The 21,450-nt window shown below is 73.6% G+C and carries 23 protein-coding genes and 1 tRNA gene; 10 read left to right on the top strand and 14 right to left on the bottom strand.

Going from position 1 to position 21,450, the window contains the following annotated elements; translation table 11 throughout:
- Positions 1-25: 25 nt before the first annotated feature.
- Complete coding sequence (gene metG, locus K7640_RS06835) at positions 26-1,828, bottom strand: methionine--tRNA ligase (RefSeq protein WP_222953865.1); 1,803 nt, start codon at positions 1,826-1,828, stop codon at positions 26-28.
- 147 nt (positions 1,829-1,975) lie between these two features.
- Here metG and K7640_RS06840 point away from each other — a divergent pair, with 147 nt between their 5' ends.
- Complete coding sequence (locus K7640_RS06840; RefSeq protein WP_308042478.1) at positions 1,976-2,884, top strand: hypothetical protein; 909 nt, start codon at positions 1,976-1,978, stop codon at positions 2,882-2,884.
- A 65-nt stretch (positions 2,885-2,949) separates the two neighbouring features.
- On the opposite strand, the gene rsmI is transcribed toward K7640_RS06840, so the two are convergent.
- Positions 2,950-3,792: a 16S rRNA (cytidine(1402)-2'-O)-methyltransferase gene (gene rsmI / locus K7640_RS06845; protein ID WP_255608349.1), complete on the bottom strand. Its 843-nt coding sequence runs from the start codon at positions 3,790-3,792 to the stop codon at positions 2,950-2,952.
- Positions 3,793-3,884: 92 nt separating this feature from the next.
- Here rsmI and K7640_RS06850 point away from each other — a divergent pair, with 92 nt between their 5' ends.
- The 3 genes from K7640_RS06850 to K7640_RS06860 all read left to right on the top strand — a co-directional run bounded on the left by K7640_RS06850 (position 3,885) and on the right by K7640_RS06860 (position 7,896).
- Positions 3,885-5,552 (top strand): dolichyl-phosphate-mannose--protein mannosyltransferase, encoded by a 1,668-nt coding sequence (locus tag K7640_RS06850; protein ID WP_222953867.1) that lies wholly within the window; start codon positions 3,885-3,887, stop codon positions 5,550-5,552.
- 281 nt (positions 5,553-5,833) lie between these two features.
- Positions 5,834-7,114 (top strand): VWA domain-containing protein, encoded by a 1,281-nt coding sequence (locus K7640_RS06855; protein WP_222953868.1) that lies wholly within the window; start codon positions 5,834-5,836, stop codon positions 7,112-7,114.
- A 2-nt stretch (positions 7,115-7,116) separates the two neighbouring features.
- Positions 7,117-7,896, top strand: a complete 780-nt coding sequence (locus K7640_RS06860; RefSeq protein WP_222953869.1) for a peptidase — start codon at positions 7,117-7,119, stop codon at positions 7,894-7,896.
- A 385-nt stretch (positions 7,897-8,281) separates the two neighbouring features.
- Here K7640_RS06860 and K7640_RS06865 read toward each other — a convergent pair whose 3' ends face one another.
- On the bottom strand, positions 8,282-8,551 hold the full coding sequence (locus K7640_RS06865) for a hypothetical protein (RefSeq protein ID WP_222953870.1): 270 nt from the start codon (positions 8,549-8,551) through the stop codon (positions 8,282-8,284).
- Between the two features lie 232 nt (positions 8,552-8,783).
- Between K7640_RS06865 and K7640_RS06870 the strand changes: the two genes are divergently transcribed.
- Positions 8,784-9,440, top strand: a complete 657-nt coding sequence (locus K7640_RS06870) for a 4'-phosphopantetheinyl transferase (protein WP_222953871.1) — start codon at positions 8,784-8,786, stop codon at positions 9,438-9,440.
- Between the two features lie 9 nt (positions 9,441-9,449).
- On the opposite strand, the gene K7640_RS06875 is transcribed toward K7640_RS06870, so the two are convergent.
- Positions 9,450-10,034, bottom strand: coding sequence for a hypothetical protein (locus K7640_RS06875; RefSeq protein WP_222953872.1), 585 nt, complete (start codon positions 10,032-10,034; stop codon positions 9,450-9,452).
- A gap of 117 nt (positions 10,035-10,151) precedes the next feature.
- Between K7640_RS06875 and K7640_RS06880 the strand changes: the two genes are divergently transcribed.
- Complete coding sequence (locus K7640_RS06880; RefSeq protein WP_222953873.1) at positions 10,152-10,580, top strand: hypothetical protein; 429 nt, start codon at positions 10,152-10,154, stop codon at positions 10,578-10,580.
- 267 nt (positions 10,581-10,847) lie between these two features.
- The gene (locus K7640_RS06885) at positions 10,848-11,201 is read left to right on the top strand and encodes a hypothetical protein (protein ID WP_222953874.1); all 354 of its coding nucleotides are present in this window, start codon (positions 10,848-10,850) and stop codon (positions 11,199-11,201) included.
- A 71-nt stretch (positions 11,202-11,272) separates the two neighbouring features.
- Here the strand turns inward: K7640_RS06885 and K7640_RS06890 are convergent, their stop codons facing one another.
- Both K7640_RS06890 and K7640_RS06895 read right to left on the bottom strand, forming a co-directional pair.
- On the bottom strand, positions 11,273-12,394 hold the full coding sequence (locus tag K7640_RS06890; RefSeq protein ID WP_222953875.1) for a CU044_5270 family protein: 1,122 nt from the start codon (positions 12,392-12,394) through the stop codon (positions 11,273-11,275).
- Between the two features lie 11 nt (positions 12,395-12,405).
- A complete protein-coding gene (locus K7640_RS06895) occupies positions 12,406-12,957 on the bottom strand; it encodes an RNA polymerase sigma factor (RefSeq protein ID WP_222953876.1) in 552 nt (183 codons plus the stop codon).
- Positions 12,958-13,105: 148 nt separating this feature from the next.
- Here K7640_RS06895 and K7640_RS06900 point away from each other — a divergent pair, with 148 nt between their 5' ends.
- On the top strand, positions 13,106-14,221 hold the full coding sequence (locus K7640_RS06900) for a hypothetical protein (RefSeq protein ID WP_222953877.1): 1,116 nt from the start codon (positions 13,106-13,108) through the stop codon (positions 14,219-14,221).
- A gap of 84 nt (positions 14,222-14,305) precedes the next feature.
- Here K7640_RS06900 and K7640_RS06905 read toward each other — a convergent pair whose 3' ends face one another.
- The 4 genes from K7640_RS06905 to K7640_RS06920 all read right to left on the bottom strand — a co-directional run bounded on the left by K7640_RS06905 (position 14,306) and on the right by K7640_RS06920 (position 17,661).
- Positions 14,306-15,190, bottom strand: coding sequence for an aminoglycoside phosphotransferase family protein (locus K7640_RS06905; protein ID WP_222954324.1), 885 nt, complete (start codon positions 15,188-15,190; stop codon positions 14,306-14,308).
- Between the two features lie 154 nt (positions 15,191-15,344).
- Positions 15,345-15,656 carry an NIPSNAP family protein gene (locus tag K7640_RS06910; RefSeq protein ID WP_222953878.1) on the bottom strand — a complete coding sequence of 104 codons (312 nt, stop codon included), beginning with the start codon at positions 15,654-15,656 and terminating at the stop codon, positions 15,345-15,347.
- Positions 15,657-15,900: 244 nt separating this feature from the next.
- Positions 15,901-17,103 carry an MFS transporter gene (locus K7640_RS06915; protein WP_222953879.1) on the bottom strand — a complete coding sequence of 401 codons (1,203 nt, stop codon included), beginning with the start codon at positions 17,101-17,103 and terminating at the stop codon, positions 15,901-15,903.
- 78 nt (positions 17,104-17,181) lie between these two features.
- Positions 17,182-17,661: a hypothetical protein gene (locus K7640_RS06920; protein WP_374198069.1), complete on the bottom strand. Its 480-nt coding sequence runs from the start codon at positions 17,659-17,661 to the stop codon at positions 17,182-17,184.
- Positions 17,662-17,865: 204 nt separating this feature from the next.
- On the opposite strand from K7640_RS06920, the gene K7640_RS06925 reads away from it, so the two are divergent.
- Complete coding sequence (locus K7640_RS06925) at positions 17,866-18,561, top strand: proteasome protein (protein WP_222953881.1); 696 nt, start codon at positions 17,866-17,868, stop codon at positions 18,559-18,561.
- 328 nt (positions 18,562-18,889) lie between these two features.
- A complete protein-coding gene (locus K7640_RS06930) occupies positions 18,890-19,294 on the top strand; it encodes a hypothetical protein (protein WP_222953882.1) in 405 nt (134 codons plus the stop codon).
- A 192-nt stretch (positions 19,295-19,486) separates the two neighbouring features.
- Here the strand turns inward: K7640_RS06930 and K7640_RS06935 are convergent, their stop codons facing one another.
- From K7640_RS06935 to K7640_RS06950, 4 genes are all read right to left on the bottom strand, one after another.
- Positions 19,487-20,119, bottom strand: a complete 633-nt coding sequence (locus tag K7640_RS06935; RefSeq protein WP_222953883.1) for a hypothetical protein — start codon at positions 20,117-20,119, stop codon at positions 19,487-19,489.
- 135 nt (positions 20,120-20,254) lie between these two features.
- Positions 20,255-20,416 carry a hypothetical protein gene (locus tag K7640_RS06940; RefSeq protein WP_222953884.1) on the bottom strand — a complete coding sequence of 54 codons (162 nt, stop codon included), beginning with the start codon at positions 20,414-20,416 and terminating at the stop codon, positions 20,255-20,257.
- A gap of 9 nt (positions 20,417-20,425) precedes the next feature.
- Positions 20,426-20,502 (bottom strand) — tRNA-Ala (locus tag K7640_RS06945).
- A gap of 136 nt (positions 20,503-20,638) precedes the next feature.
- Positions 20,639-21,433 carry a hypothetical protein gene (locus K7640_RS06950; RefSeq protein ID WP_222953885.1) on the bottom strand — a complete coding sequence of 265 codons (795 nt, stop codon included), beginning with the start codon at positions 21,431-21,433 and terminating at the stop codon, positions 20,639-20,641.
- Positions 21,434-21,450 lie beyond the last annotated feature (17 nt).

A 21,450-nucleotide genomic window follows, 5' to 3' on the forward strand; every position in this document is an offset into this window, starting at 1 on the left:
AAGGGCCCCCTCCTAACAACCAACGTCAGCCGGCCAGTCGGGCCAGCTCCTCGTCGACGATGGACGGGTCGAGCTTGCGGAACACCGGCTTGGGCGCGGCCAGCGGCCGGCCCGCCTCGACCGGTACGGACTCCCAGCGCGCGCCGACGGTGTAGTCGCCGGTCAACACCGGATACCCGGGCCCGCCGTCGAGGTCCTCGACCTCCTCCAGCACCGGCATCGGGGCGTGCACGCCGGTGCCGCCGAGCAGCTCGTGGATCCGCTGCGCGGAGTGCGGCAGGAACGGGGTGAGCAGCGTGTTGGCGTCGCTGACCACCTGGAGGGCGACGTGCAGGATGGTGCCCATCCGGGGCTTGTCGTCCTCGCCCTTGAGCTTCCAGGGCGCCTGCTCCGACAGGTACTTGTTGGCCTCGGCGACCACCCGCATCGCCTCGCCGATGGCCTGCTTCTGCCGGTGCCGGGCGATCAGGTCGCCGACGGTGGCGAAGCCGGCGCGGGCCACCGCGAGCAGCGCCTCGTCGGCCTCGGTCAGCCCGGCCGGGTCGACCGGCGGGATGGCCCCGAAGTTCTTCGCCGCCATCGAGACCGACCGGTTGACCAGGTTGCCCCAGCCGGCGACCAGCTCGTCGTTGTTGCGGCGGAGGAATTCGGCCCAGGTGAAGTCGGTGTCGTTGCTCTCCGGCCCGGCGACCGCGATGAAGTAGCGCAGCGCGTCGGCGTCGTACCGCTCCAGGAAGTCACGGACGTAGATGACCACCTTGCGGGAGGAGGAGAACTTCCGTCCCTCCATGGTCAGGTATTCGCTGGAGACCACCTCGGTGGGCAGGTTCAGCCGGCCCAGCTCACCCGGCTCGCCGTCCCGGGAGCCCGCGCCGGAGTATCCGCCGAGCAGCGCCGGCCAGATCACCGAGTGGAAGACGATGTTGTCCTTGCCCATGAAGTAGTAGCCCCGGGCGTCCTTGCCCTCCCCGTCGGCCGACCACCACCTGCGCCACGCCTCCGGGTCGCCGGTGCGGCGGGCCCACTCGATGGAGGCGGAGAGGTAGCCGATGACCGCGTCGAACCAGACGTAGATCCGCTTGTCCGACCGGTCCTGCCAGCCGTCGAGGGGGATCGGCACGCCCCATTCCAGGTCCCGGGTGATGGCCCGGGGCTGGAGGTCGTCGAGCAGGTTCCTGGAGAACCGCAGCACGTTGGGGCGCCACCCCTCCCGGGTGTCCAGCCACTGCCGCAGCGCGTCGGCCAGGGCGGGCAGGTCCAGGAAGAAGTGCTCGGTCTCGACGAACTCCGGGGTCTCCCCGTTGATCTTCGACTTGGGGTTGATCAGGTCAATCGGGTCCAGCTGGTTGCCGCAGTTGTCGCACTGGTCGCCACGGGCGCTGTCGTAGCCGCAGATCGGGCAGGTGCCCTCGATGTAGCGGTCGGGCAGGGTCCGGCCGGTGGACGGGGAGATCGCCCCGGTGGTGACCTTGGGGACGATGTAGCCGTTGCGGTACAGCCCGGTGAACAGCTCCTGCACCACCGCGTAGTGGTTGCGGGTGGTGGTCCGGGTGAACAGGTCGTACGACAGGCCCAGCGCCCGCAGGTCCTCGGCGATCACCCGGTTGTACCGGTCGGCCAGCTCGCGCGGGGTGACCCCCTCGGCGTCGGCCTGCACCTGGATCGGGGTGCCGTGCTCGTCGGTGCCGGAGACCATGAGCACGTCGTGGCCGGCCATCCGCATGTACCGGGCGAAGACGTCGGAGGGAACGCCGAATCCGGATACGTGGCCGATGTGGCGCGGGCCGTTGGCGTAGGGCCAGGCGACCGCGGCGAGAACGTGACTCATGAGCAGCAAGCCTAATGACCGGCACCGGTCCCCGGCGAACCAATAGGGTGCGCGCCACGGCCGGTCGGTGGCAGCCCGTCCGATTTGTCGCCGACACGCGGACTGAGCTGCCCGTCCGCTCCCATCCACCGGTGTCCAATGAACGGCGTGACTGGCAGACCAGCGGCAGCCGGCCGCGACGAACCGCACACCGGAGCCGTGGAGGGGGCCGCGCCGCCGCGGCGTACCCCCGGGCGATCGTCGCGGGGCGGGGCCGTCGCGCCGCAGCCACGGCCGGGCGCGGCGCCGGCACCACCCGACGGTACGGCGGCGGCCGAGGACGAGGTGCAGGTCGAGCCCACCACCGGCGCGCCGGTGGACGCGCTGCCCCGCCGGGTGCCGGTCCGGCAGCCCCGCTGGCGGCGGCGCGGGCGGGACGCCGGCGACGCGCCGGCCGACCAGGACGACGGCCTGTTCTGGGCCCCGATCGAGGAGGTGCACTGGGACGGCACCCCGCTGCGCGCCGAGCCGGCGACCAGCCGGCGACGCGCACCCGCCGGTGGTCGCGGCGCCCGGGCCGCCCGGCCGCCGGACCCGCTGCGCGGGCTGGCCGTCCTGGTGACGTTGAGCCTGGTCGCGGCGTTCTTCGGCTGGGTCAGCGCCGGGCCGTTCTGGCTGGCGGTGGGGCACGCCACCGAGGGCACGGTGGTGATCGGCAGCTGCACCGGGGCCGGGTTGAGCCAGCGCTGCCGGGGGATCTTCACCGCCGAGGGCGAGCGGTTCATCGTGCACGGGGTCCGGGTCAGCGGGGTGCCCCGGGAGCGGGCCACCACCGGCGCCACGCTGCCGGCCCGGATGACCGGCGCGGACGGCGACACCGCGTACGCCGATCGGGGCGCCGGGCGGCACCTGCGCTGGCTGCTCGGGCTGCTGCTGGTGCTGGCCTGCGGCGCCGGGATCGCCCGGTGGACCGGCGCCACCCGGCTGCCCGACGCGCGGGCCCGGCGCTGGGCGGTGGCCGCCGCCGTCGGCGGGCCGGTGCTGATCTCCGCCGGCTTCCTCGCCGCCGCCTGGTGACCCGGTCCGCGGGGTGATTGCAGGGGGCCCCTCCTATACCGAATGCGTTAACAAGGGGCCCCTCCTTACCCCTCGTGCACCAATCCGTAGACCTCGCGGCGGCGCAGCCCGTAGCCGGCGGCGACCTCGGTGATGGCGTCCCGCCGGGACAGCCCGGCGGCCTCCCGCTCGGCCACCGCGGCCCGCAACGCGTCGTCGTCCGGCCGCTGTGCCGGCGTCGCGGACGCCCCGGCGACCACCAGGGTGATCTCGCCGCGCGGCGCACCGGCCGCGGCCCACTCGGCCAGCTCACCGAGCGGCCGGCGGACGACCTCCTCGTACGTCTTGGTCAGCTCGCGGCAGAGCGCGGCCGGGCGGTCCGCGCCGAAGGCGGCGGCCAGGTCGGCCAGCGCCCCGGTGATCCGGTGCGGGGCCTCGAAGAAGACCAGGGTGCGTTCCTCGGCGGCGAGGGCGCTCAGCCGGGACCGCCGGCCGCCGGGGGTGCGGGGCAGGAACCCCTCGAAGCAGAACCGGTCGCAGGGCAGGCCGGACAGGGCCAGCGCGGTGGTCACCGCGCTCGGGCCGGGCGCCGCGGTGACCGGGAGGCCGGCGTCGAGGGCCGCCCGGACCAGGCGGTAGCCGGGGTCGGAGACGCTGGGCATGCCGCCGTCGGTGACCAGCGCGACCGTGTAGCCGGCGGCCAGCACGTCGACCAGTTCGGGGGTACGCCGCTCCTCGTTGCCCTCGAAGTAGGAGACGATCCGGCCGGGCACCGACACGTCCAGGTCCCGGGCCAGCCGGGTGAGCCGCCGGGTGTCCTCGGCGGCGACCACGTCGGCGGCGGCGAGCACCTCCCGGAACCGGGCGGAGGCGTCGGCGGGGTTGCCGAGCGGCGCGCCGAGCAGGATCAGGCGGCCGGTTTCGGACATAGCACCCACTGGCGGCACTCCTTCGTCGAGATCAGTCCCGGCTTCGGGGACGACGTACGCCACCGGGCACCTCCGCAGCCTACGATCGCCGGGTGACGAGTGCGTCGACAGCGCAGAGCGTGAGCACGGAGCCGGCCGGGGAGCCGACGGCGGGCGACACCGGGGCCGGGCGGCCGCCGGAGGCGGGCGGTGGTGGCGTCCCCGCCGTGGTGCGCCGCCGGCTGGCCACCGTCGAGGCGGGCCTCTCCCTGCACTCCTGGTTGGCCACCGGGGTGGTGGTGGCGATCGCGGCGATCCTGCGTTTCCTGCGGCTCAGCCACCCGCCGGGCAAGGTGTTCGACGAGACGTACTACGCCAAGGACGCCTGGGGCCTGGTCGACAAGGGCGTCGAGTGGAGCTACAAGGACAACGGCCCGTCGTACGTGGTCCACCCGCCGCTGGGCAAGTGGCTGATCGGGCTCGGCGAGTGGGCTTTCGGCTACCAGGACGCGGAGAGCGGCGTCTCGGCGCCGGGGCACCTGCTGACCACCGCCCCGGAGTTCGGCTGGCGGGTCTCCGCGGCGATCGCCGGCACGCTGTCGGTGCTGCTGCTGGTCCGCATCGGCCGGCGGCTGTTCCGGTCCACCATGCTCGGCTGCGCCGCCGGGCTGCTGCTCGCCCTGGACGGCTTCCACCTGGTGCTGTCCCGCACCGCCATCCTCGACATCTTCCTGCTGCTGTTCGTGCTGGCCGCGTTCGGTGCGCTGGTGCTCGACCGGGACGCCCGTCGCCGCCGCTGGACGCGGGCGCTGGACGGCGGGCTGGATCCGGCCACCCCCGGGCGGGCGGGCCGACCGGCGGGCGGCTGGCGCGACTGGCCGTGGTGGCGACTGGCCGCCGGGGTGCTGCTCGGCTGCGCCTGCGCGGTGAAGTGGAGCGCGCTGTACTTCGTCCCGGCGTTCGCCCTGCTGGTGATCCTCTGGGAGGTCGGCGTCCGCCGCTCGGCCGGGGTACGCCGCCCGTGGCGGGACGCCCTGCTGGACGAGCTGCCCTGGCTGGCCCTGGCCGGCGTGCTGATGGTGCTGACCTACGTCGCCACCTGGTCGGGTTGGCTGCTGACCGACATCGGCTACTACCGGGACGCCGCCCGCTACCCGAACAGCGGGCTGAGCGACAACCCGCTGTACAACCTCTGGAAATACCACGAGGCCGCGTACGGGTTCCACAAGCAGTTGGACGACCCGCACAAGTACCAGTCGTGGCCGTGGCAGTGGTTGCTGCTGGGCCGGCCGGTGGCGTTCCACTGGATCCAGCCCCCCAACTGCGGGGCCGCGAGCTGCGCGGAGGAGGTGCTGCTGCTCGGCACGCCGCTGCTCTGGTGGTCGTTCCTGCCGGCGCTGGCCGGGCTGGCCTGGCTGGGCGCGGCGCGCCGGGACTGGCGGGCCGGCGCGATCCTGCTTCCGGTGGCGGCCGGGCTGCTGCCCTGGTTCTGGTTCGCGCTGGACGGCCGGACGATGTTCTCGTTCTACGCCGCGCCGGTGCTGCCGTTCCTGGTGCTGGCGGTGGTCTACGTGCTCGGCGCGATCATCTCGCCGGCCGGCGCGCCGGCCGCCTCGATCGAGGACGGCTACGACCGCCGGCTGGTGGGCGGGGTGATCGTCGGGGCGTACCTGCTGCTGGTGGCGCTCTGCTTCGCGTACTTCTACCCGATCTTCGTGGGGCAGCCGTTGCCGTACGACGGGTGGTCGGCGCGGATGTGGCTGGACGGCCGCTGGATCTGACCGCTCCCGGGGGAGCGGACGCAGGGCAGAGACAAAGACGCGCGCCCCGATCGCCTGCCACGGGGGAAGCGGGCGATTGGGGCGCGCACGAAAAGCTTAACCACGGATGCAGCACCGGCACAACGGGTCAAGTTAAGTCAGATTTCTGACGCATACATCGGGCGTCAAGAGGTTTACGACCGGCAACTGACCCTGCGCCACCCGTCGGCCACCCTCCGGTGCCGGCGGCGACCGTCCGCCCCCGGTGATCATCCAAAGTGGATCTCACTACACTTCGCCCGGTGATCAACAAAAGAAGATCAACAGCCGTCCTTCTCGGACTGCTGGCCGCGACGGTGCTGACCGGCCCCCGGCCCGCGACGGCCGACGACACCACCGAGCCGGCGGCGGAACCACCGAAGGTCGAACTGGTGCTCGACGTCAGCGGCTCGATGCGGGCCCGGGACATCGACGGCCGGAGCCGGATCTCGGTGGCGCAGCAGGCGTTCAACGAGGTGGTCGACGCGCTGCCGGAGGAGACCCAGCTCGGCATCCGGGTCCTCGGCGCCACCTACCGGGGCAAGGACAAGAAGCAGGGCTGCCTGGACACCCAGCAGATCGTGCCGGTCGGCCCGGTGGACCGTACGCAGGCCAAGGCGGCGGTGGCCACCCTGCGCCCGACCGGTTTCACCCCGGTCGGCCTGGCGCTGCGCTCCGCCGCGCGAGATCTCGGCACCGGCAGCACCGCCCGGCGGATCGTGCTGATCACCGACGGCGAGGACACCTGCGCCCCGCCCGACCCCTGCGACGTGGCCCGGGAACTGGCCGCCCAGGGCACCCGGCTGGTGGTGGACACCCTCGGCCTGGCGCCGGACGCGAAGGTACGCCGGCAGCTGCTCTGCATCGCCGGCGCGACCGGCGGCACGTACACCGCGGCGGAGAGCGCCGAGGAGCTGACCGGCCGGATCAAGCAGCTCGTCGACCGGGCCAAGGACACGTACACCGCCGCACCGACCGTGGTCGACGGCGCCGACGGCTGCGCCGGGGCCCCGCTGCTCTCCCCCGGCGTCTACACCGACCGGCAGGAGTTCTCCGCGCACCGCTGGTACCGGGTGCCGGTGCCGCCCGGCCAGGAACTGCGCGCCTCGGTCAGCGTGGCCCTCGACCGCCCGGTACGCCCCGACTACGGCGTCCTGCTGCGGGCCACCACCGGCGACGGCCGGGAACTGGTCCGGGGCGTGGACGCCGGCAGCGGCCGCACCGACGTGATCTCCGCCGGGCTGCGCTGGTCCGACCCGTCCGCCGCGCCGTCGCCGCGACCGAGCGCGGGCACCCTGATCGAGCCGGACGTCGTCTGCCTGGTGGTCAGCAACGCGTTCGCCCCCCGCTCGGGTACCGAGGCCAAGCCGGGCATGCCGGTCGAGCTGACCATCGGCGTGGTCGCCGCCTCACCGGCTCCGACCGGGCCGGACCTGGGCCGGGGCTGGTTGCTGCTCGCCCTGCTGACCGTGGCCGGGCTGCTCACCGGGCTGCTCACCGGCCTGCTCACCCGCTGGTGGGTCGCCACCTGGAGGGAGAACTGAGGATGCGTACCCTGTCGATCGCCGCGGCGGCGTTGGTCGCCGCCGGTGGCCTGGCGCTGCCGGCCACCGCGGCCGGCGCCGCGCCCACCCCCTCGCCCGGCGCCGAGACCGTCACCAAGGCCGGCACGGCGTTCCTGACCGCCACCCCGATCACCGCCGGCCAGCCGGTCCGGGTCGGCGCGTCCACCGGCGACCACCTCTACTGGTCGTTCACCGCCGGGGCCGGCCAGGTGCACGAGATCACCGCCACGGTCTCCTTCCCCCGGCCACGCACCGGCCCGTCCACCTGGTCGGTGGACGTCTTCGACGGGCTGCGCCGCCGGCAGGCCTGCACCGCCGGGGCGCAGACCCCGACGGTCGCCGCCGCCACGGACAGCGTCGCCCTCGGCTGCCGGCTGCCCGAGGTGCGGCCCTGGGCCGAGGCGTGGTCGGCCGACCCGTTGCCCGGCACCTACTACGTGCGGCTGTCCGTGGTGAACCTGCCGGAACCCGACCTCGGCCTGCCGGTCGACGTGGAGCTGCTGCTCTCCGCCACCGGCGACGGCGGGTCGTCGGCCGAGGACGGCGAGCTGAAGGTGCCGCTGACCGCCGACAACCGGGCCGGCCGGGTGTTGACCGCCGAACCGACCCCGGCCCCGCTCGCCGACGACGGCGGCAGCGGCCTCACCGGCTGGCTGCCCGAGCCGGGCTCGCGCTGGGTCTGGACGACGGTCGGCGGGATCCTCGCCGCGGTGGCCGGAGTGGTCGGATTCGCGCTGACCCGCCGCCCGCGCCGCCCCTGACCAGCACGGCCCCCTGACCAGCACGGCCCTTGACCAGCACGGCCCTTGACCAGCACGGCCCTTGACCGGCGCTGGTCACGGTCCGTGATCAGGTAGCCGGCGGAGACCCCCACGAGCGTGATACCTCAGAGGTATTTTTATGACTCTGAGGTATCACGCTCGCGCGGGCAGCCGGTGGCGACGCGCGACCCGCCGGCAACCGCCGGCAACGCGACCACGCGGGACCCGCCGGCAACCGCCGGCAACGCGACCACGCGGGACCCGCCGGCAACGCGCGACCCCGGCCAACGCCGCGGCGTCGTCCGGCGACCGCGAGCCGACGACCGCGAGCCGGCGACCGGCGACCCGAGCGGCCCCATCCGCCCCGGCGGTGCGAACGATGCCGTCAGGCGCCGCGCGGGCCGCGCGGCACCCAGCCGATGAAGCGGCTCCGCAGCGCCGGCGCCGGCGCGCCGCGCAGGTCCTCGGTCGCGGCCGCCAGACAGGAACCCAGGTAGACGCTGAGCGAGGCGCGGTCGATTTCGTACTCGCGCAGCAGTCGCTCGCGCTTCGGCGGGCAGGGCCAGTCCTCGCCGCAGGAATCACAGGTCCACCCGGGTGTCACCGGGACGTGCTCGTCGGGCCAACGGCCGGGTGGTTCCGCGCCTGCGGTCATGCAACTCCCCTTCGCCCGCGCTCGGCGACGGCCGGCCCAGCGGGCGCCGTCACCCTCGACAGTGGATGCGAACCAGCGATGTCGACCAGGAAGCGCCGCGCAACGCTCTGGCGTTACACGGATGCGGTACGTTCACCTGCCATGGCCCTCCCCACCCTGACCGCCGGCCGGATCCCGGCCCGGCGGACCGCTCGGCGGGACCAGGCACGGGCGCGGCCGAGGAGTGCCGGCGATGCGTGACCTGTTGCCGCCGGCGGTCGCCGTGGCAGTGGCCGGCCCGGCGGACTGGGCCGGCGAGCTGCTGCCGGACGAGCGGGCCTGCCTCGGCGAGCGGGCGGTGGCGAGCCGGCGGCGGGACTTCACCGCCGGGCGGGTCTGCGCCCGGCGGGCGATGGCCACGCTGGGCCTTCCGCCGGCGGCCGTGCCGGCGGCGGCCGACCGCTCGCCGGTCTGGCCGGCGGGGGTGGTCGGCGCGATCACCCACACCCGGGACTACTGCGCCGCCGCGGCGGCGCGCTCCGCCGACGTCCGGTCCGTGGGCCTGGACGCCGAGCGACACAAGACCCTGAGCCCGGAGGTACGCCGGGTGATCTGCCTGCCCGAGGAGGAGGACCACTGTGCCCGGCTGCCCGCCGGCACCTGCTGGCAGATGGTGATCTTCAGCGCCAAGGAGACCGTCTACAAGGTGTGGCACCCGATCGTGCGGGACTGGTTGGACTTCCTCGACGCCCGGGTGGAGCTGGACCCGGCGGCGGGCACCTTCACCGCCCGGATCGCCCCGGCCCGGCTGGACGCCGCTGCGGCGCTGCGCCCACCGGCCGTGCTGACCGGGCGCTTCACCGTGGCGGACGGCCTGGTCCGCACCGCCGCCGTCCTGCGACACGACTGAGGCGAGGGCTCACGAGTCGGCCGGCACGCCCGCCTCCAGCTGCCCGATCATCGGACCCAGCAGCTCGTTCAGCTCGCGGACCAGCACGGTGAGGGCGCGGCGGGCGGCGGCTTCCGGGGCGTCGCCGGGCCCCTCGGGCGCCGGAGGCAGGTCGGTGAACGGAATCGGCGCCTCCACCAGCAGCGACGCCCGCAGGTGGGGTGCCCGGGTCAGATCCTGTTCGGACGGGGGCGCGTACTGGCCGAAGAGCTGCGGCCAGTCCCGCCAGCCCCGGTCGCGGCACCACTGCCGGGTGTGGGTCAGCTCCGCCGGCCACGGCGCCACCAGCGACACCTGGCAGGTAAGCGTGCCGTCCCAGGGGCTGCGCCGCAGCGCCGCCGAGGTGACCCGCCGGTGCCATCGGACGTAGCCCGGGGACAGCTCGGTGGCGACCCGCCAGGCGGCCACCGCGAAGCCGATCGGGGCGAAGTCGCCCCAGGTGCCGGTGAACTCGTCGAGCCGGCGGCGCACCTCGGCGGCGTACCGGCTGCGCCCGTCCGGGGCGTGTTCCCGGTCGTAGTTGTCGTCCAGCCAGAACACCTGCGACCCGGCCACCGGACCTCCCTGGATAGGTTCACCGCCCAGTGTGCCGCCGCCCGGCCCGTACGGATGACCCGCAACGCGCCGGGCGGCTTCTGCCGCCGAAGGTGAGGTTCCTGCGACCATGGCGGCGTGGACGACGACGCGGACAAGAAGGTGCTGCGCCTGATCGGCTACTGGACCGGTCCCGGGCAGGAGGATTGGCCGGATCCGGCGGCGTTCGTGGACCGCGATGCGGACCCGGCAGCCCGGGAGCGGGTGGTGGCGTACCTGCGGGCGGGCACGACCTGCATGACCACCACGGGGACCGCCCGGTGCCGGCTCTGCGGTGAGCCGAACGGTTCGGCCGAGCTGACCGACGGGCGGCACTTCGTCTGGCCGGAGGGTCTCGCGCACTACGTCGAGGCGCACCACCTGCGGCTGCCCGACGAGGTGGTCGGCCTGATGGACGAGCCACCCGCTGCGGTCGACCCGGTCTCGTTCGAGCGGGACCTCTTCGACACCGGCCGGCTCGCCATCGACGACTCGTGGTGGCTCTCGGCGGGCCGCCCGGTCGCCTGACCGAGCCGGCGACGGTGTCACCCGATCGGGTGACAGGGGTGGCTATCGGGGGCGGGCCCGGCGCGGTGTCGACTGGTATGAGAAACCGACATACCGGCACATACGCGCCAAGGCAGGCGGTTCTTGATGGTCTTCGAGCTGAGCAGGCACCGGTGGGAGCTCCCACTGGATCACCCCGGCCCGTGCGGAGATCCGACGCTCGAGATCGTCGAGTGGCGGGCGAGGTTCGGCCACCAACTGGTGCTGTGTGACGGCGAGGGTCTTCCGTTGGCCGAGCTTCCCGCACGGGTGGCCGCCCCCGACGTCAGCTTCACCGCCTTCGTCAGCTGGGCCGGGTTCGACCCGGCCGACGTGGCGCTGGCCGACACGCCGGGCCACGAGGCGTACCGGCCGGTGTTGACCCGGGTGCGCGCGGCGCTGGTGGACCACCTCGCGCGGCGGGCGCGGGAGCGGTCGGCTGCCCCCGGTCGCCCCGGCCCGGCCGCCCGGCCCGCGCCGCGCCCGTGGCCCGCGACCGACGGCCGCCGGACGACCGCCTCGCCGGCCGCTCCTGGCCGCCGGACCGATCCGGCCCGGGCCACCGTGGCGACCGCCTATCCCGGCGTGTCCCGACGCGGCTAGCTTGGCGCGCGATCGGGTCCGCCCGCCCGATCGGCGAGCGGACCCGATCCCATGGCTCAGCTACCCGGGCCTCAGCGGAGACCGGGCGCCTGGGGCTTCGCGTCCGACCACTCGGCCGCGAGGATCACGCTGTCGCGCCGCTTGAGCTTCTCCCCGGCGGTCCGGCCCGATTCCTCCTCGACCGCCCGCACCAGATGGGTGTCCGGGTCGATGATCATCCGGCTGCGGTAGTAGGCCGGGCTCGTCTCGGTGTACTCCAGTCCGATTCCCGTCCGGCCGGCCTGGTCCCGCACCGTCCCGACGGCGCGCAGCCCGGGGATGTCCGCCAGCGCCCGGAACGCCGCGGCCCGCACCTTCGGCGGTGCCGGCACTTCGAGCAAGAGCTGGCTGAGCACGCCGAACGCGGCACGCTCGGCGTCCGGGCCGGCCGAGGCGAGCCGCGCCTTCCGTACCTGCTGGTCCACCCACGCGCGCAGCCGCGCCGGGTCGTCGGGCAGCTCCCGCACCTGGGCGAGCCGCAGACCGCCCAGGTCGAGCAGGTAGCTGACCGGTTCGGTGTTGCGCGACAGCTCTCCGGCGGCCGGCTTCGTGGAGAGGATCTGGTCCCGTCCGGTGACGGTGTCCCCCGGCCCGAGGTTCCATTCGGTGGGCGACCCCGCCGCCTTCCACTTCCGCTCGTCGGCCTCGGTGGCCGGCTTCACCCCCAGGTCGCGGTAGCCGTTCCATCCGTCGTCCGTGGCGGCACCCGGGTCCCACGTCTCGATCACGCGGCGTGCCGCCAGTTGGTAGCCGTCGACCCGGATGTTGGGCAGGACCAACAGCTTCCGCACCCGCCAGTACCTACCGCTCTCCGGGGCCGCCTCCGCGCGGGTGGCCGCCGCCAACAGGATCTCCGGCGCCGAGCGCGCGGAGCCGGCCGGTCCGCCGGTGGCGGGACCGGCGACGGCCGGGGGTCCGCTCGGCGGTTGCGGCGGCGCGGCCGACAACGCGGGAATCACCAGGGTCACCGCGGCGGCGGCCCCGATCACCCCGGTGCCGACGAGCGACCAGCGCGCCGTACGCCGCGTCGGCCGCGCCGGCCCGGCCAGCGGCGCGCGCAGCACCGATTCGAGCACCTGCTGCCCTTCGCGGCCGGCCGACCAGCCGGCCGCGTCGAGCGGTCGCGCGCTACGTACGAGATCGTCAACCTTCATCGGAAGCTCCTTCACTGTGACGGCCTGCTCAGGACGGGGTGGACGCGCGGCGCGGGCGGCGACTCCGCCGGCTCGGCGCACTGGTACGCCTCCCGGAAGCGGCGCCGGGCCCGGTGCAGCCGCACGGCGTAGGCCGCCCGGGTGATGCCGAGCGCCCGGGCGGCCTCCGTGGGACTCAGGTCGAACCACACCGTGGTGACCAGCAGCTCCCGGTCGGCGTCCCGCAGCCGTCCCAGCGCCCGCCGGACCTGGTCCCGGGTCGCCACGTCCTCGGCCAGCCGGTCCACGCCGGCCTCCCGCTCCCCGCTGTCGAGCTGGTCCTCGAAGGCCGCCGCCGCGGCACCCCGCCGGCGGCGCGCCAGCACCGTGTTGCGGGCGACCCCGAAGAGCCAGCCGCGCTCCTGTCCGGCCCGTACCCGGTCGAGCGACCGGCAGGCCACCAGGAACACCTCACTCACCACGTCGGCGGCCTCGTGCCGACCCACTCGCCAGGACGCGTACGCGTACAGATCGTCGGCGTGTCTCCGAAAGAGCTGACTCAGCCGTTGCTCACGTTCGCCCACCGCACCTCCACCTCTCGGACTCTCACCCGGTACTTGTCGCGGGCCGCCCGACGATTACCGGGCGGACCCGGCGGGTCGACGGTGGTGCGGTGGACGGGCGGGACGCCGGCGGCTACCGGACGTCGGCGGATGCCACTAGATTCTGCGCGTGTTCCCGTCCCGTACCGTGCCGTTGCGCCTCGCCGCTGTCGCGGCGGTCCTCGGGCTCGCCGCCTGCGCGAGCGGCGAATCCCCCACCTTCGTGGCCGGGCCGGCGACGCCCTCGCCGGCCGCGCCCGGTCCGGCGACCGCGACCGCACCGCCGTCCGGTGCCGCGCCGAGCCGCACCCCACGCCCGGCGCAGCCGTCGGCCACCCCGAGCCCGCGCCGCACCCCGTCCGCCGGCCCGGCCCGCGCGGCGTGCGCGGGGTTCCCCGCCGACAGCGTGTGGCGGGCGGACGTGTCGAAGCTGCCGGTGCACCGCTCGTCGGCGACGTACGTGAACAGCATCGGCGCGGCCGCACCGATGCACCCGGACTTCGGCGCGGGCCGGTGGGAGGGCGCCCCGATCGGCATCCCGGTCACCGTCGTCCGGTCGGGCCAGCGCAGGGTCCCGGTCAGCTTCGAGTACGCCGACGAGAGCGACCCCGGCCCGTACCCGATCCCGGCCGACGCCACGGTGGAGGGTGGCCCCGACGGCACCGGTGACCGGCACGTCATCGTGCACGACCCGGCGGCCTGCAAGGTGTACGAGCTGTTCGCCGCGCGCCCGGCGGGCGGTGGCTGGCGGGCCGGCTCCGGGGCGGTCTTCGACCTGCGCTCCAACCGGCTGCGCCCGGCCGGCTGGACCTCGGCGGACGCCGCCGGGTTGTCCGTCTTCGCCGGCCTGGTCCGCTACGAGGAGGTCGCCGCCGGGCGGATCGGCCACGCGGTCCGCATCACCGTCCCGCGCTCCCGCGACAGCTACGTCTGGCCGGCCCGGCACGCGGCGTCCGCCTCGTCGGACCCGGCGCTGCCGCCGATGGGCCTGCGCCTCCGGTTGAAGGCGAGTGTGGACACCTCGGCGATGCCCCGGCAGGCCCGGATCATCGCCGAGGCGATGCAGCGGTACGGCGTGATCGTCGCGGACAACGGCTCCCCCTGGTACCTGTCCGGGGCGCCGGACGAGCGCTGGTCCAACTCGGCGCTGCGGGTACTGAAGAACCTGCGCGGCAGCGACTTCGAGGCCGTCGACACCGCCGGCCTGATGGCGGACCGGAACTCCGGCGCGGTCCGGGCCCGCTGACGCCCGGCGCGGGCCGACCGACGCGCCGCGCGGGGCTGCCGACGCTCGGCGCGGGGGGCCGACGCGTGCCGTTTCGGGGTTGGGTCAGCTCTCGGTCAGCAGTCGGTCCAGGGTGCGTCGGCCCAGCCGGCTCATCGGCGGGTTGGTCTCGGCGTAATACCAGACCAGCCCCATCGCCTGCTGGAACGCCCAGCCCATCCCGCGCCCCCACTCCACGTCGCCGCAGCCCAGGGCCCGGCGGAGCGCCGCGCGGGGCGGCCCGTCGAGCAGGTGCCAGCCGGCGACGAGATCCAGCGCCGGGTCCGCCGGCCCGAACCCGCCGGTGTCGAGTACGCCGACGAGCCGCCCGTCGCGCACCAGCACGTTCCCCGGGATCAGGTCCGTGTGGGACATGACGTCCGGTGCGGTGCGCGGCAGCGTCCGGAGCTCGCCCCACAGCCGGCGCAGCCGGGCGACGTCGAGCAGCCCTTCGCTCTGCCGGAAGCAGGTCTCCATCCACTCGTCGTGATCCGGCAGGTTCCCGCCCCGGCCACCGCCGGAGAACCGGCGGCCCCGGGTGTCGGCCGCCCGCAGGGCGGCGATGAGGTCGGCGAGATCCTGGGCGAACGCGAACGAGCCGCCTGGGTCGTCCAGGGTGGCGACCCGGCCGGGCAGCCAGGTCTGCACGCTCCATGGCAGTGGGAAGCCGTGCCCGGGGGCGCCCAGCGCGACCGGCACCGGCGCCGGCACCGGGCACCCGGCGAACTCCCGGGCCGCGTCGGCCTCCGCGGCCAGCCACGCCAGCGCCTCGGCCGGGTCCATGGCCCGCAGCGGGAAGCGCGCGGCCAGCTCGTCGCCGAGCCGGAAAATCGCGTTCACCGTGCCGTCGGACTCGACCGCGCGCAGCGGCAGGTGCCGCCACTGCGGGAACTGGTCGTCGACGAGCCGCCGGGCCATCTCCCCGGTCAGCTCCACCTGGTCCTCATGCATCACCACGCCGCCACCCTGCGCCCCCGCCGCGCCCCTGACAACGCATTTCCCCACCGCCCCCCACTGCCCACCGCAAGGTCACCCGCGATCTTGGACACTTACCGTTCCGCGCGAACGGTAAGTGTCCAAGATCTGCGAACCCGCAGTGCAGGGGTCAGTCGGTGGGCAGGAGGGGGCGCATGAAGGTGCGCTCGTAACGGAGCACGCAGCCCGACTCGTCGCGGATCCGGTCGGCGGCGACGAACTCCGGATCGGTGCCGAACCGGGCCCGGTAGCGCTCGTACGCGGCCAGGCTCTCGAAGCTGAACAGCGCCTCCGCCCGGTCGCTGGCCCCCTCGGCGGGCAGGAAGTAGCCGTGGTGCATGCCGCCGTGCCGGGCGACCAGCCGCATCCACTCCCGCGCGAAGCGTTCGAACGCCTCGATCTGCCCGGGGTCGATGGTGTAGTGCACCACGCAGGTGATCATTGGCTCACCCTACGGGGATTTGCCGCCTGGGCACCGCTGAGCCGAGACGAGATCATGAATCAGGACGGCACCTTCGTCTGCTGACTCGCCACCCGGCCGGTGGGTGCGCTGACCGCCGCGCGAGTGGGGATCATGGCGGCATGCCGCTACGCCCGACCGGCCAAGCCGTCCACGATCCGCGTCTCGACCGTTATCGAGACCGGGTCGGTCGCCTGTTCGACGATGGCCGACAGGTGGCGACCCGCTACCTCCGTGTAGAGACCTGGGGGCTACAGATCGCCGGTTCTTCTCGCTCCGGCGGGATCGGCCGGCGGGCGGCGACGGCCGCTGCGGTGAGGCAGAACGCGGCGGCGGCGATCAGCGGCGTGGCGCTGCCGAGTTGGACGGCCGCGGCGCCGAGCGGGATGGCGAGGGCGATGGGTCCGAACATCACGGTGTTGGCTGTTCCGGTAACCCGCCCGAGCAACTCCGCCGGGGTACGCGTCTGGATCGCGGTGACCGCCGCGACCAGCGCCCAGGGCAGGCCGACCCCCGCCACCACCGACGCGGCGACGGTGCTGGGCCACCAGGGCAGGCAGCGGCCCAGGCAGCCGGCGGCGAACAGGACCGTACCGGCCACCGCGACGGCGGTCGCGCCCCGCCGGGTGATGAGGCGGCCGACGATCATTCCACCGAGGATGGACCCGAGGCCCTGGGCGCTGACCAGCACGCCGAGGAACGTCGCCGGCAGGTTCAGTTCTCTGGTGACCACCGCGTAGAAGCCGGCGGTCGCGAAGCCGGACATCGAGATCGAGACGGCGGCGAGCAGGACGGGCACCCGGATCGCGGGCCGCTCGAACACGGCGACGAGCCCGGCGCGCAGGTCGTGCCGCCGCTCGACCGGTGGTGCGGGCGGCTGCCGGGCCAGCCGCAGGGCGGCATACAGGCCGGCGACCAGGATCGGCATGAGCGCGCTGATCGCGACGACCGGGTGGGCACCGCGCCACGCGTAGAGGCCCGCGCCGGCCAGCGGGGCGACCAGCTTCATGCCCTCCTGGGCGCTGGACCGCCACCCGTTGACATCGGCCAGTTCGGCGGCGGAGAGCGCGGACGGCAGTAGTGCCGTCTCACCCGCGTCGATCATCACGTAGCTGACGCCGTACGCGAACGAGACGGCGAAGATCAGCCACGCGTCGCCCGGCCCTCGTACGGCGAACAGGGTCGACAGGGCGGCGGCGAGCGCGAGGTTGACCCCGATGATCAGCGGTCGCCGGGGTGCCCGGTCGAGCACGCCGCCGAGCCATGGCCCGGCGAGCACGGGGGCGTAGACGCAGAGCTGGGCGAGCGCGGCGAGGCCACTGGAACCGGTGAGGTCGAGGATCCAGATGCCGGACACCAGCGACATGGCGCTGCTCCCGAAGCCGGACACCAGCGAGATCGCCACGAACAGTCGACGGTTGCGACGCACGAGTCCTCCACAGTTGAGCCGGGACGACTCATATCCTCGGATCCTGAGCGCATCGACGGCAATACGGCGGAGACTGCGTCAATCTTCTGTTGACAGTGCCGTCGCCAGTCGATCGGCCACCGCCCGCACCGGCAGGGGCAGCCGCTCCCGCCCGGCGTCGGCCAGGTCTTCGGCGAGGTGCGCCGCCAACGCGTACAGCGAACCCGGCGCGGCGTCGAGGGCCAGCGCGGTCGTACGGCGCACCAGCGCCGCCCGCGGGAACCGGCCGTCCCACCCGCCGTCCGCGTCGCACCACCGCTGGAGATCGGCGAGCACCCCGCGCAGCACCGCGATCCGGCCGGAGTAGCCGAGATCGAGCTGCCGTCGTCTCGACCGGCGGGCCGCCGCGAGGCGTTGGCGGCGCTGCTCGGCGGCCTGCCGGCTGCCCAGGCCCAGCGCGGCGGCTATCTCGGCCCAGGTGGCGCCCGCATGGCGCGCCCGGTCGATGAGGTCGAGTTCCCGCTCGTCCAGGCGGGCCCGGGCGTCGCCGAGTTCGGCCAACTGAGCTACCTCAGGGATCACCTGTCAACGATACGTTGACAGACGGGATCGCCAACGCCCTTCCTTCCCGCGATCATCGCCGGCGCGCGGGAGTCCCCTCCTGGGCAGGCAGAAGCGGACTCTCATTCCGGGCAGCGAAGGGGCCGACACCCGTCGGGGTGTAGGCGAGCGGGATGCCGGGTACCTCGCGCCCGACCCCATACCCCTGCCCAGGAGGCCCCCATGACCGTCGTACTCGCCGTCGTCTGCAGCGACGGGGTGGTGATCGGCGCGGACTCCCAGATCACCGAGAGCGACCGCGGTCTGAGCTTCCCCGCCCAGAAGCTGCACCCGCTGGGCTCCTGCGCCGCCTGGGGCGGCAGCGGCGCGCGGGGGGTACTCAACGACCTGCGCCCCCTCCTCCAGGACTCGGCCACCGCCATCCTCGAAGCACCCGACATCGGCGGCGAGTTGCAGGAGCGCGTCCTGCCCGTCTTCAAGAAGCACTACGAGAACTACATCCCGGACGTGCCCGGCGAGGACGGCGGCGGCGGGGTGTCGGCGTACCTGCTCGCGGCCGGCTTCAGCCAGGGCGGGCCGTGGGTCGTGGAGATCAACCCCAACGGGCTCATCGGCCGCTACGAGGACGTGGGTTTCCACGCCATCGGCTCCGGCGCGCCCATGGCCCAGCAGGCCGGCGCGCTGCTGTCCCACTTCCGGATGACCGCGCGCACCGTCGAGTACGGCGTGGTGGGCGTGGTACGGGTGCTGGAGGCGCTGGAGCGGACCTCGCCGTCGGTCGGCAGGCCGTTCAGCGTCGCGTCCATCCGCGAGGAGGGCGCCCACCACCTCGACGAGAAGGAGATCGCCAAGGCGCTGAAGGACGTCCAGCGCTGGCGCGACCTCGAACAGGAAGCGCTCGACCGGCTGTTCGACTGACGCCGGCGGGTGATCGGCGACGACCGGCACGGTGGCGGCCCGTCGGGGTGGCCACCGTGCGGACGCGCCGCCGCTGAACAAGATTGAAAAAGGCCGTTTCCCACCACGGGAAACGGCCTTTTTGCTGGGTGGAGCTGAGGGGATTTGAATCCTTATATCCACTGCGTCAGCTCCTCGCCGACGGCGGCGTCCACGACGGCGACCAACTCCTGACCGAAGTACCTCGCACGAGCACCAAGCCCATCGCCCCGTTCAAGGTCCGCAAACCCGAGCCTCCACGACAACGTCGGATAGCCTGCACCGACCGCGACAACCACGGAGCCCGACCATGAAGCTGCCGCCCGGAGCCACCGGCTTCAACCCGCCACCCGGCGCCCAAGCGGATCTCAGGGCCTTCACCGCCGTCTGTCACCACGCCGCCCGCGCGGTTGACGCCACCGTCACCGGCGTCAATCCCGCTGGTGTCACGCCCAACTTCCACACGGTCGATATCGCCGACGGCCAGCATCACATCGCGGTGCTACGGCACACCACCCTGCCGTTCATCGCCTTCGCCCACCCCCACACCGACGGCGACGTCATGCTGACGTTCGTCGACCACCCCGACCTCGCGGCCGCCCTCACCAACCTGACCGACGCCCAGGCCCTCACCACCGAGCAGCTACAGACCTCCCTGTCACAGGTCGACCTGAGCGCCCTCAGCCCGCACGAACACGACCAGATCTCCTACTGAGAACCGACCACAGTCGGCGAGCTGCTGTTCAACTTCTGGGACTGAACACCAGTATCCTGAGACAAGGAACCAACCAAGATCTTCTAGCCGGACGTGTCACGGAGCAAGTGACAGCAATCCGTAAATGCATCAAGTGGAGCCCGACAGCACTCCTTGGGTCATGTCCGGTCTCGGGACCTGCGTGACAGATCGTTAGCCGGACCTGGGTGACACTCCGCTGACTGCTGCCCTGCACCGGCGGCCCGCGGTGCGCAAAGCCGCGATGAGGGCGTGGCCGGGGTAGTCGGTTAGCGCCGGGTAGCGCTGCCGGTAGTAGCAACTCCAGTAACTGGCCACTCGCTGGCCCGTGAGCGCTAGGAAGGCCGGATTCTCGGCGACGAATCGTCCGTAGACCCTGCCTGCGGAGTTGCCAGGGGTAGTCAATGATGGGGCGAGATCACGTTGAATGACGAGCAGGATCTCGTCCACGTACTCGCCGACCAGTTGCACCACAAATGGCGCCACCCAGGGCTCGGTCAGGCCGACCACCCGTTCCAGATGGTTCTGCCGCACCCGGCCGTCGTGGTGCCGGGTGTACAGGCAGTCGACGATCGCGCGCTCGGTTGGCGGCAGTGCTGCCTGCGCGTCCGGTGACGGCTCGTCTGGGTAGATGCGGTACGGGATCGCCACTGGCTCGCCGGCTACAAGCACGTGAAAGGACCACGCCGGCTGGTACTTCGCTGGCGGCAGCACGCCCAACACGTTCTCTACCTCTGCGCGGAGATGCCGTGGAAAGGCCGCCTCCAGCGCTACAACTACGTCCGGGTCAGGGTTGACATGCGCCACGGCTGATCGTAGCTCGGGTACGAGCTGTGGTACCTCAGTTACCGACCTCGTTGTCTAAAGATCGTCTAGCCGGACGTGTCGCCCACGTTTGGGGCGGTCGATCCGGAACCAACGCTGGTCCGACCTCTGGCAGACCTACGTCCACTGGTGGCCGAAGAAAGATCGCCGCAACACCATCAGCAGCGCGCTGCGCGACGCGAGCAGCAAGCGCCAGCGCTCCCCGTAGACCCCGGAGCAGCGCTGATATGTACCGGAAATGCACTTGCCGATCTTGTGAGCAGCGTTGCCGCTGCTCACCGGTGTTACTGGTGGAGCTGAGGGGATTTGAACCCCTGACCCCCTCGATGCGAACGAGGTGCGCTACCGGTCTGCGCCACAGCCCCTCCGCTGGCGTACCAGCGTCGGTCCCACCCGGCTTTCACCGGGCGGGCCGGCGACAAGGCTAACAGGTCACCGACCCGCCGTGCGAATCGCCCCACCGAATGCCGGATCTTGCCCGCCGGAGGGGCTCGCCGAGGCTCAGGCGCTGTGCGAGCCCCGGCCGGCCTCGTAGGCCCGCCCGCGCAGGCCGCCGGCCCGGCGGTAGGAGACCGAGCCGCCGTTGGCCGCCGCCGGCAGGTCCGTCGGCCGGTCCAGCCCCATCGCCGTACGCCGGACCGCCTCGCGCTGGGCGGCCAGCCGGCGCTGCGCCTCCCGGCGGGCGGCGGCGCGGCGGGCCTGTTCGCGGCGCACCTCGGCCTGTCGGGCGGCCAGCCAGGCGGCCTCCCGGGCCTGCGCCCGCCGCCGGCGCCGCTCGGTCAGTGCCCGGCTGCGCAGGTGGCCGACGTAGACCAGCAGCAGGGTGCCGGTGACCGTCACGCTGATCCAGAAGCCGGGCCCGACGGCGATCACGCCGATCAGCTCGACGAAGTTGAGCAGCAGCAGCGCGGCCAGCACCCGCCGCCGGCGGTAGATCGCCGGGGTGTGCGGACGCCGCCGCGGCGGGTTCCGTCGACGGGACCGCCGGTCGTCCGTCGGCACCGCCCGCAGCCGGCTCGGCCGGCGCGGGGCCGGCGGCCCCGAGACCGGCGCGGAGAGACCGCCGGTGGCGGCATCTTCACTGAGTGTGACGACAAGGGTACGCGACGGATTGACCGGCCGGCGACCCGGGACAGTACGGCGCCGCCGGCGGCGCTGGAGCACCCGCGCCGTCGACTGCGCCCGCTCCGCCACCAGCCGCTCGGTGGCGTCGTACCGGCGGACCAGCGCCGGAGCGAGGGCGAGCAGACCGGCGGCGGCGAGGACGGCGAGGAGCACCGAGGTCGGCACCCTCACCCCTCCCGTCACCGAAA

This window comes from Micromonospora sp. PLK6-60 (assembly GCF_019890675.1).
In the GTDB taxonomy this organism is placed as follows: Bacteria; Actinomycetota; Actinomycetes; order Mycobacteriales; family Micromonosporaceae; genus Micromonospora.